18 protein-coding genes are annotated in these 18,284 nt (G+C 40.6%); 4 read left to right on the forward strand and 14 right to left on the reverse strand.

Annotation, left to right across the window (positions count from 1 at the left end; genetic code table 11):
• Positions 1 to 3 precede the first annotated feature (3 nt).
• Positions 4 to 2,670: a bifunctional acetate--CoA ligase family protein/GNAT family N-acetyltransferase gene (locus ACHUE3_RS12090; protein ID WP_394192664.1), complete on the reverse strand. Its 2,667-nt coding sequence runs from the start codon at positions 2,668 to 2,670 to the stop codon at positions 4 to 6.
• A 116-nt stretch (positions 2,671 to 2,786) separates the two neighbouring features.
• Here ACHUE3_RS12090 and ACHUE3_RS12095 point away from each other — a divergent pair, with 116 nt between their 5' ends.
• Entirely contained in the window at positions 2,787 to 3,503 is a 717-nt protein-coding gene (locus ACHUE3_RS12095) for an SIMPL domain-containing protein (RefSeq protein ID WP_394192665.1), read from the forward strand.
• On the opposite strand, the gene ACHUE3_RS12100 is transcribed toward ACHUE3_RS12095, so the two are convergent.
• From ACHUE3_RS12100 to ACHUE3_RS12140, 9 genes are all read right to left on the reverse strand, one after another.
• Positions 3,488 to 4,744: a lipopolysaccharide biosynthesis protein gene (locus ACHUE3_RS12100; protein WP_394192666.1), complete on the reverse strand. Its 1,257-nt coding sequence runs from the start codon at positions 4,742 to 4,744 to the stop codon at positions 3,488 to 3,490. The two genes, ACHUE3_RS12095 and ACHUE3_RS12100, sit on opposite strands and share 16 nt — an antisense overlap.
• Before the next feature lie 14 nt (positions 4,745 to 4,758).
• Entirely contained in the window at positions 4,759 to 5,454 is a 696-nt protein-coding gene (locus ACHUE3_RS12105) for a hypothetical protein (RefSeq protein ID WP_394192667.1), read from the reverse strand.
• 125 nt (positions 5,455 to 5,579) lie between these two features.
• Positions 5,580 to 7,412, reverse strand: a complete 1,833-nt coding sequence (locus ACHUE3_RS12110; RefSeq protein WP_394192668.1) for a DUF885 domain-containing protein — start codon at positions 7,410 to 7,412, stop codon at positions 5,580 to 5,582.
• Between the two features lie 82 nt (positions 7,413 to 7,494).
• Entirely contained in the window at positions 7,495 to 8,631 is a 1,137-nt protein-coding gene (gene hemW, locus ACHUE3_RS12115) for a radical SAM family heme chaperone HemW (protein ID WP_394192669.1), read from the reverse strand.
• Positions 8,628 to 9,227, reverse strand: a complete 600-nt coding sequence (locus tag ACHUE3_RS12120) for an XTP/dITP diphosphatase (RefSeq protein WP_394192670.1) — start codon at positions 9,225 to 9,227, stop codon at positions 8,628 to 8,630. The genes hemW and ACHUE3_RS12120 overlap by 4 nt, the downstream gene beginning before the upstream one ends.
• 3 nt (positions 9,228 to 9,230) lie before the next feature.
• A complete protein-coding gene (locus ACHUE3_RS12125; RefSeq protein WP_394192671.1) occupies positions 9,231 to 9,674 on the reverse strand; it encodes a DUF4426 domain-containing protein in 444 nt (147 codons plus the stop codon).
• Positions 9,675 to 9,723: 49 nt separating this feature from the next.
• Positions 9,724 to 10,257: a YggT family protein gene (locus ACHUE3_RS12130; protein ID WP_394192672.1), complete on the reverse strand. Its 534-nt coding sequence runs from the start codon at positions 10,255 to 10,257 to the stop codon at positions 9,724 to 9,726.
• 347 nt (positions 10,258 to 10,604) lie between these two features.
• On the reverse strand, positions 10,605 to 11,426 hold the full coding sequence (proC, locus tag ACHUE3_RS12135; RefSeq protein WP_394192673.1) for a pyrroline-5-carboxylate reductase: 822 nt from the start codon (positions 11,424 to 11,426) through the stop codon (positions 10,605 to 10,607).
• Positions 11,427 to 11,441: 15 nt separating this feature from the next.
• Positions 11,442 to 12,155 (reverse strand): YggS family pyridoxal phosphate-dependent enzyme, encoded by a 714-nt coding sequence (locus tag ACHUE3_RS12140; protein ID WP_394192674.1) that lies wholly within the window; start codon positions 12,153 to 12,155, stop codon positions 11,442 to 11,444.
• A 2-nt stretch (positions 12,156 to 12,157) separates the two neighbouring features.
• Here ACHUE3_RS12140 and ACHUE3_RS12145 point away from each other — a divergent pair, with 2 nt between their 5' ends.
• The 3 genes from ACHUE3_RS12145 to ACHUE3_RS12155 are packed head-to-tail and all read left to right on the forward strand — an operon-like array spanning position 12,158 to position 15,269.
• Entirely contained in the window at positions 12,158 to 13,198 is a 1,041-nt protein-coding gene (locus ACHUE3_RS12145; protein ID WP_099296268.1) for a type IV pilus twitching motility protein PilT, read from the forward strand.
• 27 nt (positions 13,199 to 13,225) lie between these two features.
• Positions 13,226 to 14,353, forward strand: a complete 1,128-nt coding sequence (locus ACHUE3_RS12150; RefSeq protein WP_394192675.1) for a PilT/PilU family type 4a pilus ATPase — start codon at positions 13,226 to 13,228, stop codon at positions 14,351 to 14,353.
• A gap of 4 nt (positions 14,354 to 14,357) precedes the next feature.
• Positions 14,358 to 15,269 carry a hypothetical protein gene (locus tag ACHUE3_RS12155; RefSeq protein ID WP_394192676.1) on the forward strand — a complete coding sequence of 304 codons (912 nt, stop codon included), beginning with the start codon at positions 14,358 to 14,360 and terminating at the stop codon, positions 15,267 to 15,269.
• Here the strand turns inward: ACHUE3_RS12155 and ruvX are convergent.
• The 4 genes from ruvX to rsmE all read right to left on the reverse strand — a co-directional run bounded on the left by ruvX (position 15,232) and on the right by rsmE (position 18,244).
• On the reverse strand, positions 15,232 to 15,678 hold the full coding sequence (gene ruvX / locus ACHUE3_RS12160; RefSeq protein WP_394192677.1) for a Holliday junction resolvase RuvX: 447 nt from the start codon (positions 15,676 to 15,678) through the stop codon (positions 15,232 to 15,234). The two genes, ACHUE3_RS12155 and ruvX, sit on opposite strands and share 38 nt — an antisense overlap.
• Positions 15,679 to 15,713: 35 nt before the next feature.
• On the reverse strand, positions 15,714 to 16,271 hold the full coding sequence (locus tag ACHUE3_RS12165) for a YqgE/AlgH family protein (RefSeq protein WP_394192678.1): 558 nt from the start codon (positions 16,269 to 16,271) through the stop codon (positions 15,714 to 15,716).
• 231 nt (positions 16,272 to 16,502) lie between these two features.
• A complete protein-coding gene (gshB, locus tag ACHUE3_RS12170; RefSeq protein WP_394192679.1) occupies positions 16,503 to 17,456 on the reverse strand; it encodes a glutathione synthase in 954 nt (317 codons plus the stop codon).
• Positions 17,457 to 17,509: 53 nt separating this feature from the next.
• Positions 17,510 to 18,244, reverse strand: a complete 735-nt coding sequence (gene rsmE / locus ACHUE3_RS12175) for a 16S rRNA (uracil(1498)-N(3))-methyltransferase (RefSeq protein ID WP_394192680.1) — start codon at positions 18,242 to 18,244, stop codon at positions 17,510 to 17,512.
• Positions 18,245 to 18,284 lie beyond the last annotated feature (40 nt).

The raw sequence follows: 18,284 nt of genomic DNA on the forward strand, positions 1-18,284 counted from the left end.
CCCTTATATTTTTAGTACCATATTGATACTACCCTCTTCAAAATCACGACTAATTTTAAAGCCTAACTTACGGGCTAATTCAATCATACCGGTATTTTCAGGTAGCGTAATGCCTTCGATAACTTGCACTCCTTGGCTTTTACAGTGTTCAATTGCGGCTTGCATTAACATACCGCCTAACCCTAATCCTTGGCAGTTTGAGCGCACTACAATCGCAAATTCAGCTCGAATTTTATCAGGATCCATTAATACTCGCGATACACCTAAAGTAAGGTTTTGGCCTGCTTGCTCTTGCGTGACAATAAAAGCCATTTCACGGTCATAATCAATTTGTGTCATTTTTGCTAATTGATCATGATTAAACTGTGGCAACTCACCAAAAAAACGCTTATAACGATCTTCTTTGCTTAGGGATTGATCAAATGCTTGATGTGCTTGCTCATCTTCTGGTTTTATAGGGCGTAGCACTGCCTCAGTGTTGTTTTTTAACGTAACATTTTTAACCAGCTCAATTGGATAAGGGCGGATAGATAAGCGCTTACGGTTTGATTGTACTTGGTAGTGACTCAGTGTGATGGTTGCATCAAGTACCAAAAACTGTCCGTTACTCGCTAAAATAGGGTTTAACTCAACCGAGGTTATATCGGGTTGATCAATGACCAGTTGTGATATTCGCGTCAGTAGAGCACAAAGACGGTACTTATCAACTTTTTCAGGCAAAATACGATCTTTAAGTACACCTTTATCATGTGCGGCAGCAATTAAGTATTTTGCTAGATTCATGTTCAATGGTGGTAGCGCAACAGCAGCCTGAGCAAACTCAAGTCCTGTGCCGGCTTCTCCAAGCAATATAACTGGGCCAAAATTAGGCTCAGTTTTTACCGCTATACGTAGTTCATTAGCACCCGCACGTGGCGCCATTTTTTGTAATGAAAAGCCTTCAATAATAGCATCTGGGTAAGTGTTTTTAATTCGCAATAACATGGCAAAAGCGGTCTGTTCAACTTCTTGCGCATCATTAAGGTTTAGTACTACTCCCCCAACTTCTGATTTAGAGGGAATGCTTGGGCTTATAAGCTTTAAGGCAACGGGAAAGCCTAAATCGATTGCTTGTTCTTTTGCTTCTGTTGGCGTGTAAGCGACTTCAGTTTGAATACACTCAATACCATAATGAGCAAGGATTTGGCTCGATTGATGAGTTGATAAGTAATTTTGTTGGTCGTCTAAAAATTGATGCACTAACTCTTTCGCAGCGTTTTTATTTATTTTTGCATTGTCGGTATTTGACTCCGGGGTTTGAGTTAGGTGCTTTTGATTTCGTCGGTAAATAACTAGGTGCATATACGCCCTTACCGCGCCTTCCGGGGTTCGGTATGTGGGAATTGCGTGGGTGCTACATAGTTTCCTTGCAGAGTAAGCTGCATCTTCGCCCATAAAGTTAGTGATAACATAGGGCCGTGCCATTTTAGGCAAGGTATTTAAGGTTTGTGCGATAATTTGCGCGTACTCTTCGCTTGGGGCAATCGCTGAGGGGGTATGAATAATTAAAAGATTCTTAACTTCTTTTGCGTGTAATAAAATTTCAAGTGCTTGTTTATAGCGCGCAGGGGAAGAGTCGCCAAAAATATCAACGGGGTTAGATGTCATATCCGATTGTGGAATAACTTTATTAAGTGCTGCGCGAGTTTCTTCGCTCAGTTGAGTAAGTTTCCCTGAGCTTTGTAATAAGCTATCAACTGCCATTACACCAGGCCCGCCGCCATTCGTTAAAATAGTAAGTTGTTCTACTTGTAGTAATTTAGGATGCATCGCTAGCGTTTGAGTTGCTGCAAAAAGTTCTGTTAAATCGCTTACCCTTAACATACCAGCTCGTTGAAATAACGCATCATAAACGGCATCTGAGCTTTGTTTTCCACCAGTATGAATTTCAGCAGCGAGAGCGCCAGCAGCCGTTTTGCCTGTTTTAATTGCAATGACAGGTTTACTAAATGCTGCTGCACGTGCAGCTGAAATAAAGCTTCTGATATTTTCTATGTTATCTATGTAAAGTAATATTGCTTTGGTTTTTGCATCTCGACCCAGAAAGTCCAATAACTCAGCAAAGTCGATATCTAAACAGTCTCCCACAGATACAAAGTACGAAAAGCCAATTTCTTTATTTTTTGCCCAGTCTAAAATTGTTGAGCATACGGCTGCAGATTGCGAGATAAAAGCAATTTTACCAGGTGAAGTTACCGTGTGCGAAAAGCTCGCATTTAGTCCAATATGTGGAATGAGCAAGCCCAAACAATTTGGCCCAAGCAGTGATACATTGGCTGCTTTCGCTGCGCTTTGCAGTGCTTGTTTTTGTTCTATACTCAATCCTGCGGCGATGATTACTGCATTTTTGCAACCGAACTCACCTAGCTCAACTATAATATCCGTGACTGTATGTTTGTTGGTACAAATAACGGCCAGATCAGGCACCATGGGTAATTTAGTGATTGATGGGTAGGCCAATACACCGTGCACAGCTTTATGTGTTGGGCTGACAGGCATTATAGGGCCTTTAAAGCCACCCTGAAGTAAGTTGCGCATGACAATAAAGCCTGCGCGGGATGCATTGTTTGATGCACCAATTACGGCGACTGAGCTTGGGTTAAAAAATTGGCTAATACGCTTAACACTCATGGCTTTTCCTTTGCTGTAAAGTGGCGGTTAAGGTTAATCACTTAAACTCTAGCATTTAAATTTTAATGAAACACGCTTTAGTGCTATTTTTCGCGATCTATATCAAGGAGTTATAAATGAGTAAAACACAAAGTACTCATATTGCAATTGCAGCCGTTGCATTTGTAATTGGTCTATTAGGGTTGGGGGTTATTTTAAAAAGTGCGGCAATTGATGTAAAAAGCATGGAGCGTACAGTCACGGTTAAAGGCCTTGCAGAGATGGAGGTCGAAGCTGATACAGTGATATGGCCATTACAATTTAGTGATGCGGATAACGATCTTGAAAAGTTAGTTGAGCGAATTGAACAAAAAAATGATGCAGTTATCGCATTTTTAAAATTACATGGTTTTGATGATAACGAAATAAGTCGTGGGGCTCAGTCTATCGTTGATAAACAAGCGCGAGAATACGGCGGTGAAAACCAACAATTTAGATACATAGCCCGTGCCAATATTACGGTTTATTCATCGCAGCCCTCAAAAGTACAAAATGCTTTAGCAAAAGTAAGCCAATTAGCCAAGCAAGGCATTGCAATAGTGCAAGATAGTTACGAAACCCGCATTGAATATTTGTTTACAGGCCTAAATGATGTAAAACCTGCGATGGTGCAAGAAGCGACAGAAAAAGCGCGAGAGGTGGCTATTAAGTTTGCTAAAGACTCAAAATCTAAGCTAGGTAAAATAAAAACAGCGCGTCAGGGGCAGTTTAGTATTTCGAACAGAGATTCAAATACACCTCAGCTTAAAAAAGTGCGTGTAGTGACGAGCGTAGAATACTACTTATCAGATTGAATATTGTTGCCGAGTAAAAGGGCAACAGGCGTATTCATTTTAAACAGCACTAAGCTGATTCTACTTAGTGCGCCTAATGCAAAACCGATACTAAATGCAACAGCAACACCGGTAATACCGTAATCGTTTTTAAGCCAGCTCGCCAAGAGCAGTGTGATGCTGGTTGCTGCTAATAAAATATATAGGTTATGTAGAGGGTTGCCCCTGAGCTTTATAATATTACTTGCCAATACTCTGGCGGGTAATAGCAATTGACCAATGAGTAAAATAATTAATAAATGATGGCCTTCTTCAAGCTGCTTTTCACCGTATAAATAAAGTAGAGGGTGAGCCAGCAGTGATAAGAAAATGATTGCAATAGTATTTACGCGCCATAATAACCTCATAAGTTCAACTATCTGCTGATCGTTAGCTTGTTCACTAAGTAAAATAGGTTTTAAGTATTGGCTTGCAGCATTGGCAAGAATGGTTAATAAGCCTACGATCACAATTGCAGGAAAAAATACGCTCACTCCAGTGGCACCAAACCAATGATGCACTAAAAGCACGTCTAATTTTGCTACTATTACAGTACCGGCCCCACTTGCAAGCATAATTAGCGAGTATTTACACCAGCTTTTAGTTTTATAGCTTGCAGGTGTAGTTACAAGAAGCGGTTTTATTAACCAGTATTGATAAACAACAACACAGAATAAAGCTGCAAAAAGTAGTTGGCATATCACTTCAAGTGACAGTTCTTTAAAAAACAATACAACAAGTAAACAAAAAGCCGTAGTGAGCAATTCAAACAGGCATTGCTGAGTTAACAACCCAAGTTTAGTTTTATTTAAGGCAATTAAAAATGCTGCTTGGCTTTGCATTACAGCACCAATTGGAACAATTAACAGCAAATAGAATACATGCTCTTTGGCACTTTGATGGGGTGATATATGCGTAAAAATAGTAACTACGCAGGCAACAAATAATACGCCGAATAAGCACGATGCAGCTAGGTAAGTATGCTTTAAACCTTGAAGTAAATCATGTTGCTGATTTTTAAAAAGAGGGTGGCTCAAACGCATTAAAGATGATGGAAATCCCATGCTTGCTGGTAATAGTAAAATTTCACATAAGGCCAGTAAGGCCGCAAAAGTACCAAATTGTTCTGGTGATATTAATCGCGCTAAAAATAAAGTGAGTATAATGCGGCTAAAATGATTAAGAGCTGTAAAGGCACTCAACGAGAAGAAATTTTTATACATTATACTGTTAGCCATTAGGCGTGTTGTTGTAAGTAGCTTTCAATTTTGTCTGTCTTACAGCGCAGGTAAGCGCTTGCTAACAGCACTGTGTACTCATTAAGGTTTTGACTTTTTAGTGTGTTTTTTAGCATGATCAGCGCCTTTAGAAATGCAGCAGTATTAATGTCTTCATGCTGTTTAAACTGGGCCTCCATCAGCGCGAGCAGTGCGGAAAATTCGTGCTTAGGTAAACTGGCTTGTTCAACATTACACGTGATGTAACATGCAACAGGCGTTAATCCTGCATTATTAGCTTGTGTAAGTGCGAGTAAGAGACTTTCGTTGCTTTCAAATAGCATTAATGAACGAACATAATTAAAGGGAAGTTTATTAGCTGCGCAGTGGCTAAATAATGTGTGAATCACATTGTTATTTTGGTCATTTTGCAGTGCAAAGCCATTGTTAAATTTAAGCCCAGGAGTAAAGAAACTTAATAGGTCAGAGTTTTTAAATTCACTAATCAAATCTTTAGGAAATGGATGCTCTGTAAGTATTCGGGTCGCTACATTTTGCAAGTAGCTGTACTTAACATCCATCCGCTGTGCACTTTGATATAAATGTACCAGTTGCATGCTTTGTTGCTGTGACGATAATGTAGGGAAGTCATCCACAACAGCTTGTAGCTGGTGGTGCTGTAATTGTTGTGTTAGTTGTTTTATACATGTATCCATTGGTATTCCCTCATTATCGTTTATTCTATCCTAGCTGAAACCATTTGCAGGTCAAGCTGTTAACTAGGTTTACAAACAGCAAAAAGGCCGCAATTGCGGCCTTTAATATACTAACTTAGGTGTTGTTAAGCAGCTGATTTACTCGCTACCCATTGGTCAACAAAGTTTTCTAGTACGTTTAATGGTACTGCGCCATTTTTTAGCACAACGTCATGGAATTCACGAATATCAAACTTGTCACCAAGTTTCACTTTCGCAGCTTCACGTAGCTCTAAAATCTTAAGCATACCCACTTTGTAGGCTGTTGCTTGTGAAGGCATTACAACGTGACGTTCAACCATTTTTACGCCATCAGAAGTCGCGTTTGGCGTGTTATTTACGTAGTAGTCGATACCTTGTTGGCGAGTCCACTTCATTTCATGGATACCCGTATCTACAACTAATCGACATGCACGCCATAGTTCCATAGCAAGACGGCCGAAATCTGAATATGGGTCTTCATATAGGCCCATTTCTTTTGGTACTAACTCAGAATATAAACCCCAGCCTTCAATGTACGCTGTGTAGCCACCGAATTTACGGAATTTAGGCACACCCTCTAGCTCTTGTGAAATAGCTATTTGCATGTGATGGCCCGGTATACCTTCATGATAAGCAAGTGCTTCCATTTGATACGTTGGCATCGCTTCCATGTCATATAGGTTTGCGTAGTAGATACCAGGGCGTGAACCATCTGGTGCAGGTTGCTGATAGAATGCTTTACCCGCTGCTTTTTCACGGAATGCTTCAACTGCTTTTACTTTTAAATCAGCTTTTGGTTTAACAATGAATAGCTCGTCTAAACGCGTCTTCATGTTATCAATCATTGCTGTTGCTTCGTCAAGGTAGCGTTGCTTACCCTCAGCTGTATTCGGGTAATAAAATTGTTTGTCAGTTTTCATAAACTGCATAAACGCTTTTAAATCACCTTTAAAGCCGACTTTGTCTTTGATTTCACGCATTTCATCATGAATACGAGACACTTCAGCTAGGCCAATAGTGTGGATTTCTTTTGCTGTTAGGTCAGTCGTCGTTGTTCGTGCTAATGCGTTGTTGTAGAACGCTTCACCATCAGGGAATTTCCATGCACCATCACGGTCGTCAGCACGTTTTTCAAGCTGCGCTAAGTAATTAATAAGCTTAGAGTATGATGGCTTTATAGCTGACTTAAGTGCTGCTTCAGCATCGCTGATCAGGCTATCTTTCTGTGCTTGATCGATTTCTAGTGCAGCTACTTTACGCTTAAAGTCAGCAAGTAACGTTGAATCTTCGCCTTTTTCAAATGGCGCGCCAACAATGATATTTTTGCTTGAGTCAATCACATGTGGAAACACAAACTTAGGCGCAATAATGCCTTTGTCAGCGCGTGTTTCTAAATCTTTAATTAACTGATCAATTACGGTTGTTACACCGTTCAGACGCGAGATATACGCTTTAGCATCTGATAAGTCAGACACTTGATGCTGGTTAATCATAAACGCAGGGATCATCGAGTGAACACCAAACATTTGGTTTACTGGGTAGTTATGGTAGCGCCATTTAAAATCAGCGATGCTGTTTTCAAGGTCTTGCTTTTTAAGGTCGTAGCTTACTTTTGTACTTTCATCGAGCAAGTCACGGTTAATCGCATTTAATGCCACTAAGTCATCTTTAGTTTGCTGAAGATCTTTAAGCGCTTTTTCTTCGCTACCATCATCCCATTTGTCGTAATCTTTTTTGATACCCATGTAAGTTTGATAAACAGGGCTGCTCATCACGTCACGGTTGAAAGTATCTTCGAAAAACGCATTGGCTTTGTCAATTTCGCTTTGAACAGGTTGCACTTGAACTGTTTGAGTGCTTTTTTGCTCAGTCATTTGCTGGCAGCCACCTAGCAGTGCAATACTCACTGCGGCAGCGATAAAGGTAAGTTTACGCATGTTTTCCCTTTTGTTGTTAGAAACCAATAAAGGTTATAAATTAATTATTATTAGTATGAGGCGGCAAGTAAGATGCTCACCACTACACAAACAATTCTAGCAGGTCATTTAAAAAACGGTGACCTTTTTGGCTTACTTGCCAGTGGTTATCCATATCAATAAGTAAGCCCTTATTTATCGCTTTGTTCAAGGCTTGCGACTGACTTTGTAACGATAAATTTGTAAGTGCATGTAAATCACTTTTAGGGCAGGCTTCGAAAAGTCTAAAACGATTCATAAAGTATTCAAAAGGTAAGTCGTCTTTTTCAACCGCCCATTGCTTGAATAAATAAGGTTTAGCCAAGTCCATATAGCCGCGAGGGTGCTTTACTTTCATGGTACGTGTGATATTCCCCGTGGCTGCGTCTGTTACTTTACCATGCGCACCACAGCCAATTCCCAAGTAATCGCCAAAGCGCCAATAATTTAAGTTATGTTGGCATTGATAACCCGGTTTCGCATACCCTGAAATTTCATATTGTTGATAGCCTGCATCAGCCAGTAAGGCTTGGCCTTGCTCTTGAATATCCCACAATGTGTCGTCCGGCGGTAAAATAGGCGGCTTTGAAGCAAACTGTGTGTTGGCTTCAATAGTTAGTTGATACCAAGATATGTGGGGTGGATTTAATGCAATGACCTTTTTTAAGTCGCTAAGTGCATCGTCTAAAGACTGTCCTGGAAGACCATGCATTAGATCAAGGTTAAAGCTATTTAAACCGGCTTCATGGGCTTGCTGTGCAGCATAAACTGCTTCATCAGCACCGTGAATGCGACCAAGTGCTTTGAGCTTATCGTTTTGCATGCTTTGCACACCAATCGATATACGATTAATACCTGCCGCGACATATTCTTTAAAGCGGCCTGTTTCAACGGTTCCCGGGTTTGCTTCTAAAGTAATTTCACAGTTGTCTGCTAAACCAATTAATGAATCTACCGCATTTAATAAGCTGACATACGCGTTACCTGTCAGTAGGCTAGGTGTGCCACCGCCGATAAAGATTGAATGAATTTTACGCCCTTGGACAAGGTGTAAGTCAGCTTTCAAATCATCAATTAAGTGTTGTACGTATTCTTTTTCAGGAATATCGCCTTTTTGGCCATGGCTATTAAAGTCACAATAAGGGCACTTTTGCACGCACCAAGGAACATGCACATATAAACTTAGAGGGGGTAATTTCACAGGCCGCCTTTAAGTTTAAGCTCTGCTAGCAAAGCGTTTAATGCTTGGCCACGATGGCTGATAGCATTTTTTTGCTCTTTCGTTAGCTGCGCACTTGTGCAATTAAGTTCAGGGACATAAAAAATGGGGTCGTAACCAAAGCCACCTTCGCCATCTTGGCTTTGCGTTATTTGACCTTCCCAACTCGCACTGCAAATAAGTGGAGTAGGGTCATCGCTGTGGCGCATTAAAACTAATACACACCAAAAGCGAGCACTGCGTGTTGGATTTTGATCTAATTCAGCTAATAGCTTATCTATGTTGTCTTGGTCAGTGGCGTTGTCACCAGCGAAGCGAGCAGAGTATACGCCTGGAGCACCATTTAGTGCGTCAACCTCTAAACCTGAATCATCAGCAATAGCAGGTAATCCGGTTACTTTTGCTGCATGACGGGCTTTTATTATCGCATTTTCAACAAACGTCGTGCCTGTTTCTGGCACGCTAGAAACGTTAAAATCACTTTGCGGGACTACGTTAATGTCGAGGGGGGTGAGCATCTGTGCTAATTCTTTAACCTTTCCTTGGTTACCTGTGGCTAAAACTAAGGTTTTTGTCATGATTTAATCTACATAAAATTTTTGTTGAAACTGTAACTTTTGAAATTGATTACTTTGTTTTATTTCGATATCGAAACGTAAAATCTCTTCATTGGTAAACTTCACTTGTGCAAGGTAGTAAACAGACTCGCCTTCAATCACTTCTTTAAATGTGAGAGTTTGTTTATTGCCAAGTAAGTTTTTAGCTGTGCCAGTAAGAGTAGCGGTTTGTGCTGTTTTATCTGCATTGTTTTTTAAAATTGAAATATTAACAATGCCTTTGTAATCACTGCGTTCTAAGCCGTATGCTTTCGCTATTTGTGGTTGAATAAATGTTGAGGGAAATGCAATGTAATGAACTTGCCAAGGCCCAAGTTCTTTATATTGGCCTCCTTGTTGCTGTTCACTATGCGCACTAAACGTGATACCTGCTAATGCAAAAAATAAAATACTTACTAGCTTTTTCATGTTTGACCTTTAAAAAAAGAGGCCTAACGGCCTCGAACATGCAAATGTGTTAACCGATTAAATCCATAAAGAGGATTTGACCAAATTGTAGAGCAATAATGAGTACAACTATAGATAGATCAAAGCCACCCAATGGCGGTATTATTCTACGGATTGGTTTCAACATTGGCTCAGTTAACTGATGGAAAACAGCCTCGATAGGGTTGTAACCTTGGCTTACCCAGCTTAATAAAGCACGAATAATTAGGACCCAAAACATGAGGTTAAGTGCTTCTTTTATTACCGTTATAAAAGCTGATACGAAAACCGTTTGTGCAGCCCAACCACCATAAAACAAAAGCATTAAGGTTGAAATTTTAGCTACTGCAACAATGAATGCCAACAATAATGAGGCTAAATCTAAGCCACCAAAACCGGGAATAATTTTGCGTAGTGGGTTAACAGCAAATGAGGTTGCTTTAACAACAAACTGACTCAATGGATTGTAAAAGTCAGCTTTGGCTGTTTGGAGCCAAAAGCGAAGCAGCACCACCATCAGAAACAGATCAAATACAATCCCGACTAAAAATTGCATGGCATTCATAATTTACCTCGAAAAATAAGCGTTATCGCTTTAGGGCCTGTTGACCTTTGCGGATTAAAATTTATTCAAACTAGGGGAGGTTTAATCGCGGCGCGAGGTTTGTAACCTAGTGGACTAAGTAAAAACCGAGCAAAGCTTGCGCGTCCTGCTCACGCCCCTTATCTACATCCATGTAGGCAACAAAGAGTAAATCCGCCCCTAGGCAGAACCTTTCAGGCAGCGCCTGTTTGGTATTCATGCTGCGTTATCACCTATTTATAGGGAACAACCACACAACATAGGCGCTGCGTTGTCTAAATACCAAAAGGCTGCTGCAAATTTAACCTTGAAAGGTCAATAGACCCTGATTAAAGTTCTTGTTCCATTTGTTCAGCGCGGGCAATACAAGCATCCATTGCATCAGCAACAGTACCCGTTAGGCCTTGTTCTTTTAAGTGCTCAACAGCAGCATGTGTTGTTCCGCCTTTCGAAGTCACATTAGCACGCAATTGAGATAAACTAATATCAGGCTGTGATAATGCCATTTCAGCAGCGCCCAGTGCAGTTTGTTGCACTAAGCGGCGTGCATCCTCGTCACTAAAGCCTAAGGCTTTTGCTTTTTCTTCGATGGCTTCCATGAATAAAAAGAAGTAAGCAGGCGATGAACCGGTGACGGCAATGACATCGTTAATTTGTGACTCTTGCTCAACCCATACCGCAATACCTGTACACTCAAATACTTGTTGTACAAAGCTATGCTCTTCAGCTGTTTCATCTGCGCCAAACAAGCCAGATACACCTCGACCCAGTAAAGAAGGAGTGTTAGGCATACAGCGCACCATCTTCACTTTTTGGCCAAGCATTTCGCGTAACCGATTAACTGTTAAGCCAGCTGCAACAGAGATAAACAGCTTATCACTAAAGTCGACCCCAGAATCTTGAAAAGATTGGCATAAGTCGCCCATCATTTGTGGCTTAACTGATAACACAATTACATCGGCATCACGCAGTGCTGCGTTATTGTCGGCGGTGGTTTTAACCCCGAAGTCTGCTGCTACCTTAGCGAGTTTTTCTTGGTTTCTGTTTGTCGCAATAATATTCGATGCTGCAAACCCGTTTTTAACCATGCCACCAATAATGGCATAGCTCATGTTACCTGTGCCTATGAACGCAATTGTTTTATCTATCATACTTTAGTTATCACCTTAGCTTCGTTGGCCAAAAATATCCGTGCCGATCCGTACCATGGTCGAGCCTGCAGCGATTGCTGCTTCTACATCACCACTCATACCCATCGACAAGGTGTCTATTTGAGGATATAAGGCCTTAAGTCTATCAAAGCAAGTCGCTAATTGCTCAAAATATTGTGTTTGCTGCTGTGAATCGTCTGTTTTTGCGGGGATAGCCATAATTCCACGCAATGTTAAATTTGCGCAATCATCAACATATTTTGCTAAATCCATTAGCTCGTCTGGGTGACAGCCCGATTTAGCCGACTCTAGACTTATATTTACTTGAATTAATACGTTCAGTGGAGAGCTATTTTCTGGGCGTTGATCATTTAAACGTTTAGCAATTTTTTCACGGTCAATACTTTGCACCCAATCAAAATGTTTAGCGACTAAAGCCGTTTTATTAGATTGAATAGGGCCAATGAAATGCCAAATAATATCTGTATATTTTTCAAGTTGAATGGCTTTATCAACGGCTTCTTGAACATAAGATTCACCAAATTCTCTGTGCCCTTGCTGATAAGCGGCTAAAATGTATTCAGCAGGTTTTGTTTTTGATACCGCAAGTAAGCTGATATCGTGTTCATTACGGTGGCTTTTTTTTGCTGCATTTACAATTCTTGCATAGGCGGCGTTAAGTCGTTCTGGTATTGTAACCATATAATTATCAGTTGGTTGTGGAGTCATAAATGGATATTACCGAATTATTGGCCTTTAGTGTTCAACATAAAGCATCGGATCTGCACTTATCATCAGGTGTTGCCCCTATGATCCGTGTTGATGGCGATGTGCGTCGTATAAACATTCCAGCACTGGAAGATAAAGATGTAAACAGCTTAGTTTACGACATTATGAATGATAATCAACGAAAGGATTATGAGCAAAACCTGGAAGTGGATTTCTCTTTTGAGGTGCCTAACTTAGCGCGTTTTCGTGTTAATGCCTTTAATTCTAATCGCGGACCTGCTGCTGTATTTCGTACCATCCCCAGTGAAGTGCTCACACTGGATGATTTAGGTGCACCAGATATATTTAAAACGATTTCAGATAACCCGCGAGGTTTGGTGCTTGTCACTGGACCAACGGGCTCAGGTAAATCAACTACTCTGGCAGCTATGGTTGATTACATTAATCAAAATAAGCACCATCACATCTTAACTATCGAAGATCCAATTGAATTTGTCCACGACAACAAACTATCGCTGATTAATCAGCGTGAAGTTCATCGCGATACACATAGTTTCTCCAATGCACTGAGAAGTTCGTTGCGTGAAGACCCTGACGTTATTTTAGTGGGTGAATTACGTGATTTAGAAACTATTCGTCTTGCAATGACGGCTGCTGAAACAGGCCACTTAGTGTTTGGTACTTTGCATACTACATCAGCGCCAAAAACTATTGACCGTATTATCGATGTGTTCCCGGGTGAAGAAAAAGACATGGTGAGATCCATGCTTTCTGAATCATTAAGAGCAGTTATATCACAAACCTTACTTAAAAAAGTGGGGGGAGGACGAGTTGCAGCACACGAGATTATGATAGGCGTACCAGCAATAAGAAACTTAATCCGAGAGGATAAAATTGCGCAAATGTATTCATCAATTCAAACAGGGTCATCTCATGGTATGCAAACCATGGATCAATGTTTAATTAATCTTGTGAATCATGGTGTTGTTTCTAACGCTGAAGCGCGCGCTAAAGCGCAAGATAAAGCTAACTTTGGCGGTTAGCCCTTTGCCCATGCAATAAGGAATAGTATGTCTCATTCTCTAAATTACTTTTTAAAGTTGATGATAGATAAGGAAGGGTCTGATTTATTTGTATCAAGCCAACTACCTGTCAGTGCTAAAATAAATGGTGAATTGATTGCCTTAGGCGATGATAAACTTACTGATGAGGAGTCTCTTGCGTTTGTTGAATCGTCAATGAGCGAAAAGCAAAAAGCAGAATTTTACAACTCGAAAGAGTGTAATTTTGCCATAGCGACAGACGAAGGCCGGTTTAGGGTTTCTGCTTTTTGGCAGCGCGACCGTGCAGGTATGGTCATTCGCCGTATCGTAACCCAAATACCAGACGTGAATGACCTAGGCCTGCCTTCAACCTTGACTGATGTGATCATGGCTAAACGCGGGCTAGTCTTATTTGTTGGTGGAACTGGTACGGGTAAATCAACGTCACTTGCTGCACTACTTGGTTATCGTAACCGAAATCAACGAGGACATATTCTAACAATAGAAGATCCGATCGAATTTGTGCATGAGCACCGTAAGAGCATTATTACTCAACGTGAGGTCGGTCTTGATACAGAAAGCTTTGAGTCTGCTTTAAAAAGCTCATTGCGCCAAGCCCCTGATGTTATTCTAATCGGTGAGATACGCTCACAAGAGACCATGGAGTATGCACTTAGTTTTGCTGAAACGGGTCACCTTTGTGTCGCGACATTACATGCAAATAATGCCAACCAAGCTATTGACCGCATTATGCATTTGGTGCCAAAAGAAAAACACGACAAACTTAAATATGATCTATCATTAAATTTACGAGCGATTATTGCACAGCAATTGGTCCCAACCTCTGATGGTAATGGCCGCGTTGCTGCCATTGAGATTCTGCTCAATACTCCGATTGTAGGCGAGCTAATTAAAAAGGGCGACATTGGCGGAATTAAAGAAGCCATGGCAAAAGCCAAAGATATGGGCATGCAAACGTTCGATCAGGCATTGTTTGAACTTTATAAGCAACAACGCATTAATTACGCAGATGCGCTTCATCACGCAGATTCACCGAACGATTTACGCTTGATGATTAAACTTAGAAACAATGAACAGCAAGGAGCTGGCTTTTTACAAGGCGTGACCATTGATGGCTTAGACAACAAAGGTTAGCTGTATGCAGTTTGGCAAAAAGTGGTTTTGTACTTTCTTATTTTTTTATTGTGTGTGTGCACCATTTTTTGCTGTTTCTCAGTCTGAATCCATTGCAATTTACCTTCGAGACGATGTTTATAATGACTATAAGCGTTTTTTAGCTGGTAAAAAGCCCATTCAAGTTAAAGATTTTAATACTCAGTTTATCCGTCGTGATGTGGTTGATATGATCATCGCTCAGCAAGCCTTACACTTAGGTGGATTTACAAAAAACTTTGATTATCAAGTTGGCAAAATAAACTTTCGTAATACACGGTTATTGGAAAAAGGTGAGCTGTTAATCAGCTTTGATAGCTATTGGTATGAAGATACTAAATCACTTAATGATGAAGTGTATATAAGCGATCCGGTGATCCGTAAAGGGGAGTATTTTGCTGGTATCTTTGCCTCGCCTGATAATAAAGCCGTATTTAAAATAAAAAAACTGTCTGATTTTAATACCCTTACTAGTGTTTCAACACCTCGCTGGCGAACCGATTGGCATACACTTTCGCAATTACCTCTAAAAGAGTTAATTCGGGAAGATGAATGGCTGAGCCAGGTTAGAATGGTGTCTATGCAATGGGTTGATTTTATGTTGATGCCACTAATGCCTGAGATGAATAATGAATATGAACTAGAGGGAATTAAACTAACCGCTGTGCCTGATATGCTAGTGTTGCTAGACGACAGTCGTCACTTTGTAGTATCTAAGCTACACCCTGATGGCTTGCGGGCTTTTAAAGCACTGCAAAAAGGGTTGAAAACTTTACGCGAGCAAGGCGCAATAGAAAAAGCGTACCGCCAAGCTGGGTTTATACCACAGCTTAACGATCAGGTTATTATCAACTTACCGCTTAACCGTAAGCTTGTTCAAAGTAGCTTTCCAAAATAATAACGGCAGACATATTATCCACATTGCCTTTACCTAAGCGCTTGTAGCCACCTTGTTCAAATAAACGCGCCTTTGCATCTGCTGTGGTCAAACGCTCGTCCTGAGTCTCTACAGGTAGGCCAAAGTTGTTGTGGAGGCGATTTGCAAACTTTTTAGCTTTGAAAGTAACCTCTTGATTAGTGCCATCCATATTTAATGGTAAGCCAACAACTAGTAAATCGGGTTGCCAATCATCAACATGTTTCTTTATAAAATCCCAGTTTGGTATGCCGTCTTTTGCTTTCACGGCACTGAGGCTTGATGCCGTGCCTGTCAATTCTTGGCCAATGGCAACACCAATACTGGTAGTGCCAAAGTCAAAGCCCATTACGGTGCGTTCACCTTTGGGCTTGAGTTGTCTTTTGGTCATTGTATTTTCTATTTTGTCCAATAAAGCTTGAGTGTTTAGGCATGTCCAGCCTCAGTGCTGAGTTGGCCAATATTAAAACCAAGAGTTTCAACCGCTTTTTCCCAGCGTTTTTCCACGGGAGTATTAAAAATAATATCAGGGTCAGCTTTGATTATAAGCCAAGAGTTTTCCAGTAGCTCTTGCTCAAGCTGGCCTTGCTCCCAACCTGCATAGCCTAAAGTAATTATGAATTGTTCAGGTGCTTGTGTTGTTGTAAGGCTGGCTAATACATCTTTAGATGTAGTAATCATTATGTCACTGCTAAGCTCTTGGCTTGCAGAGTAGCCAGGTTTGGGTGAGTGTAAAACAAACCCACGGTCAGTTTTTACTGGTCCACCCGCGTACACTGCTACTTGTGCAGATTGATTTGATTTGTCGTTATCGATTTCAATTTTATCAAGTAAGTCACCAACGGTGATATTAATAGGTTGGTTAATCACCAAGCCCATAGCCCCATCTTCATTGTGCTCACAAATATATGTAACAGCACGTTTAAAAAAAGGGTCTTGCATTGATGGCATTGCGATTAAAAAGTGATTTTCTAATGATTGCATAACGATACCCCTTATTTTGCCCCATTGCAGGGAGTCACTTTAATTTAGTAGCACGTTAACGTGTGCTGCATTTATTTCAGTTAAATAGGAAAGCTTAGTGCATCAAGATTTTTGTGATGTCGAAAGCTCTGGATTAAATACACAAACAAATAGAATGAAATATTAAGCTGTTAGAAATAACTCTAACACCAGAGCTCACGTTTTTAGTAATTGAAGTATGGCATAGTTTATTTAACTACGGCCTAATTTTTCTTCAATTGCATCAAATAAAATCCCTGTAATAGAAATATCAAACGCTGCTTCAATTTCTTTTACACACGTTGGAGCGGTAACATTTATTTCAGTAAGTTTGTCACCAATTATGTCTAAACCAACAAAAATAAGCCCTTTAGCTTTAAGTGTTGGTGCCACAGCCTGAGCAATCTTAAGATCTGCATCACTAATCGGACGAGCTTCACCGCGCCCACCTGCCGCTAGATTTCCACGTGTTTCACCATTTTGAGGTATACGCGCTAAACAATACGGAATAACTTCGCCATTAACGACTAATACGCGTTTGTCACCTTGTTTGATCTCTGGAATAAAATTTTGTGCCATAGCAAAGCGAGTTCCATGCTCTGTTAATGTCTCACAGATCACGCCAAAATTGGCATCATTTTCAGTCACGCGGAAGATAGATGCGCCACCCATACCATCTAAAGGCTTGAGAATAATGTCTTTATGTTCCTTGAGGAACTCACGAATTTGATTTTTATCGCGTGTTACCAAAGTATCTGGCGTGTGCTCGCTAAACCAGGCTGTGAATAGCTTTTCATTGGCGTCGCGTAAGCTTTGCGGTTTATTGATAATTAACGTGCCTTCAAGCTCTGCGCGTTCAAGAATGTAGGTTGCATAAATATATTCGGTATCAAATGGTGGATCTTTACGCATTAAAATTACGTCTAAATCGGCCAATGCAATTGTGCTCTTTTGTTCTAACTCATACCAGTGATTTTCATCATCAAATACAGTTGCTTTAGCGGCTGTTGCATAAGCTTTGCCTTTACGCAGCGATAAATCATCCATTTCCATGTAGTAGATTTCGTAACCACGGCTTTGAGCTTGCATCATCATTGCAAAGCCCGTGTCTTTTTTAATATTAAACCCGCTAATAGGGTCTGAAATGATACCTAATTTAATCGCCATGTTGTTACCTTACTAAATACAGTGTTATTGATATGAGGGTAGTTTTAGTAATTTCAATTCGCTAAGTCACCAAACTGCAGTTGTAATGCACTTAAGACCGTTAAAGCCGCAGTTTCAGTTCGCAGAACTCGTGGCCCAATACGGATATCGACAAATTCCTGCTCTTTAGTTTGTATGATTTCTTCATCGGTAAAACCGCCTTCAGGGCCTACTAAAAAGCGCACACCGCTATCGGGCACGGTAATTGTTTTTATCGAATGTTCTGCTCGTGGGTGCAATGTTAATTTTATTTCTTCGCTTTTTTGACCAAGCCAATCACTGATATCAATCGGCGGGTGAATAGTTGTAATACGGTTTCGGCCGGATTGCTCAGCCGCAGCAATCGCTATTTTTTGCCATTGCTGGTGTTTTTTGGCTAAGCGTTCGGCAGTTAATTTAACGCCACATCGCTTGCTAAAAATAGGTGTTATTTCTGTAATTCCTAATTCTACTGACTTTTGAATGGTGAAATCCATTTTATCACCGCGAGAAATTCCTTGTCCTAGGTGAATACGTAACGGTGACTCTACGTCTATATCATTGAACGTAATTGGCATCGCAACCACAGACTTTTTACCAACCTCTATCAATTCGCATAAATATTCGCCACCTTGGCCATTAAATAGAGAAACTTGCTCACCAACTTTCATTCGAAGCACGCGACCGATATGTCCTGCCGCATCGTCATCTAGTTGAACAGGGGTTGATAAAGCAATATCGCTTGCTTGGTAAATATGAGGAACGCGCATGATAACCTTAAGATAAGTAGCTAATAGGTCTATGGTATGA

It is taken from the genome of Pseudoalteromonas atlantica (assembly GCF_043641955.1).
Classification (GTDB): Bacteria; Pseudomonadota; Gammaproteobacteria; order Enterobacterales; family Alteromonadaceae; genus Pseudoalteromonas; species Pseudoalteromonas atlantica_A.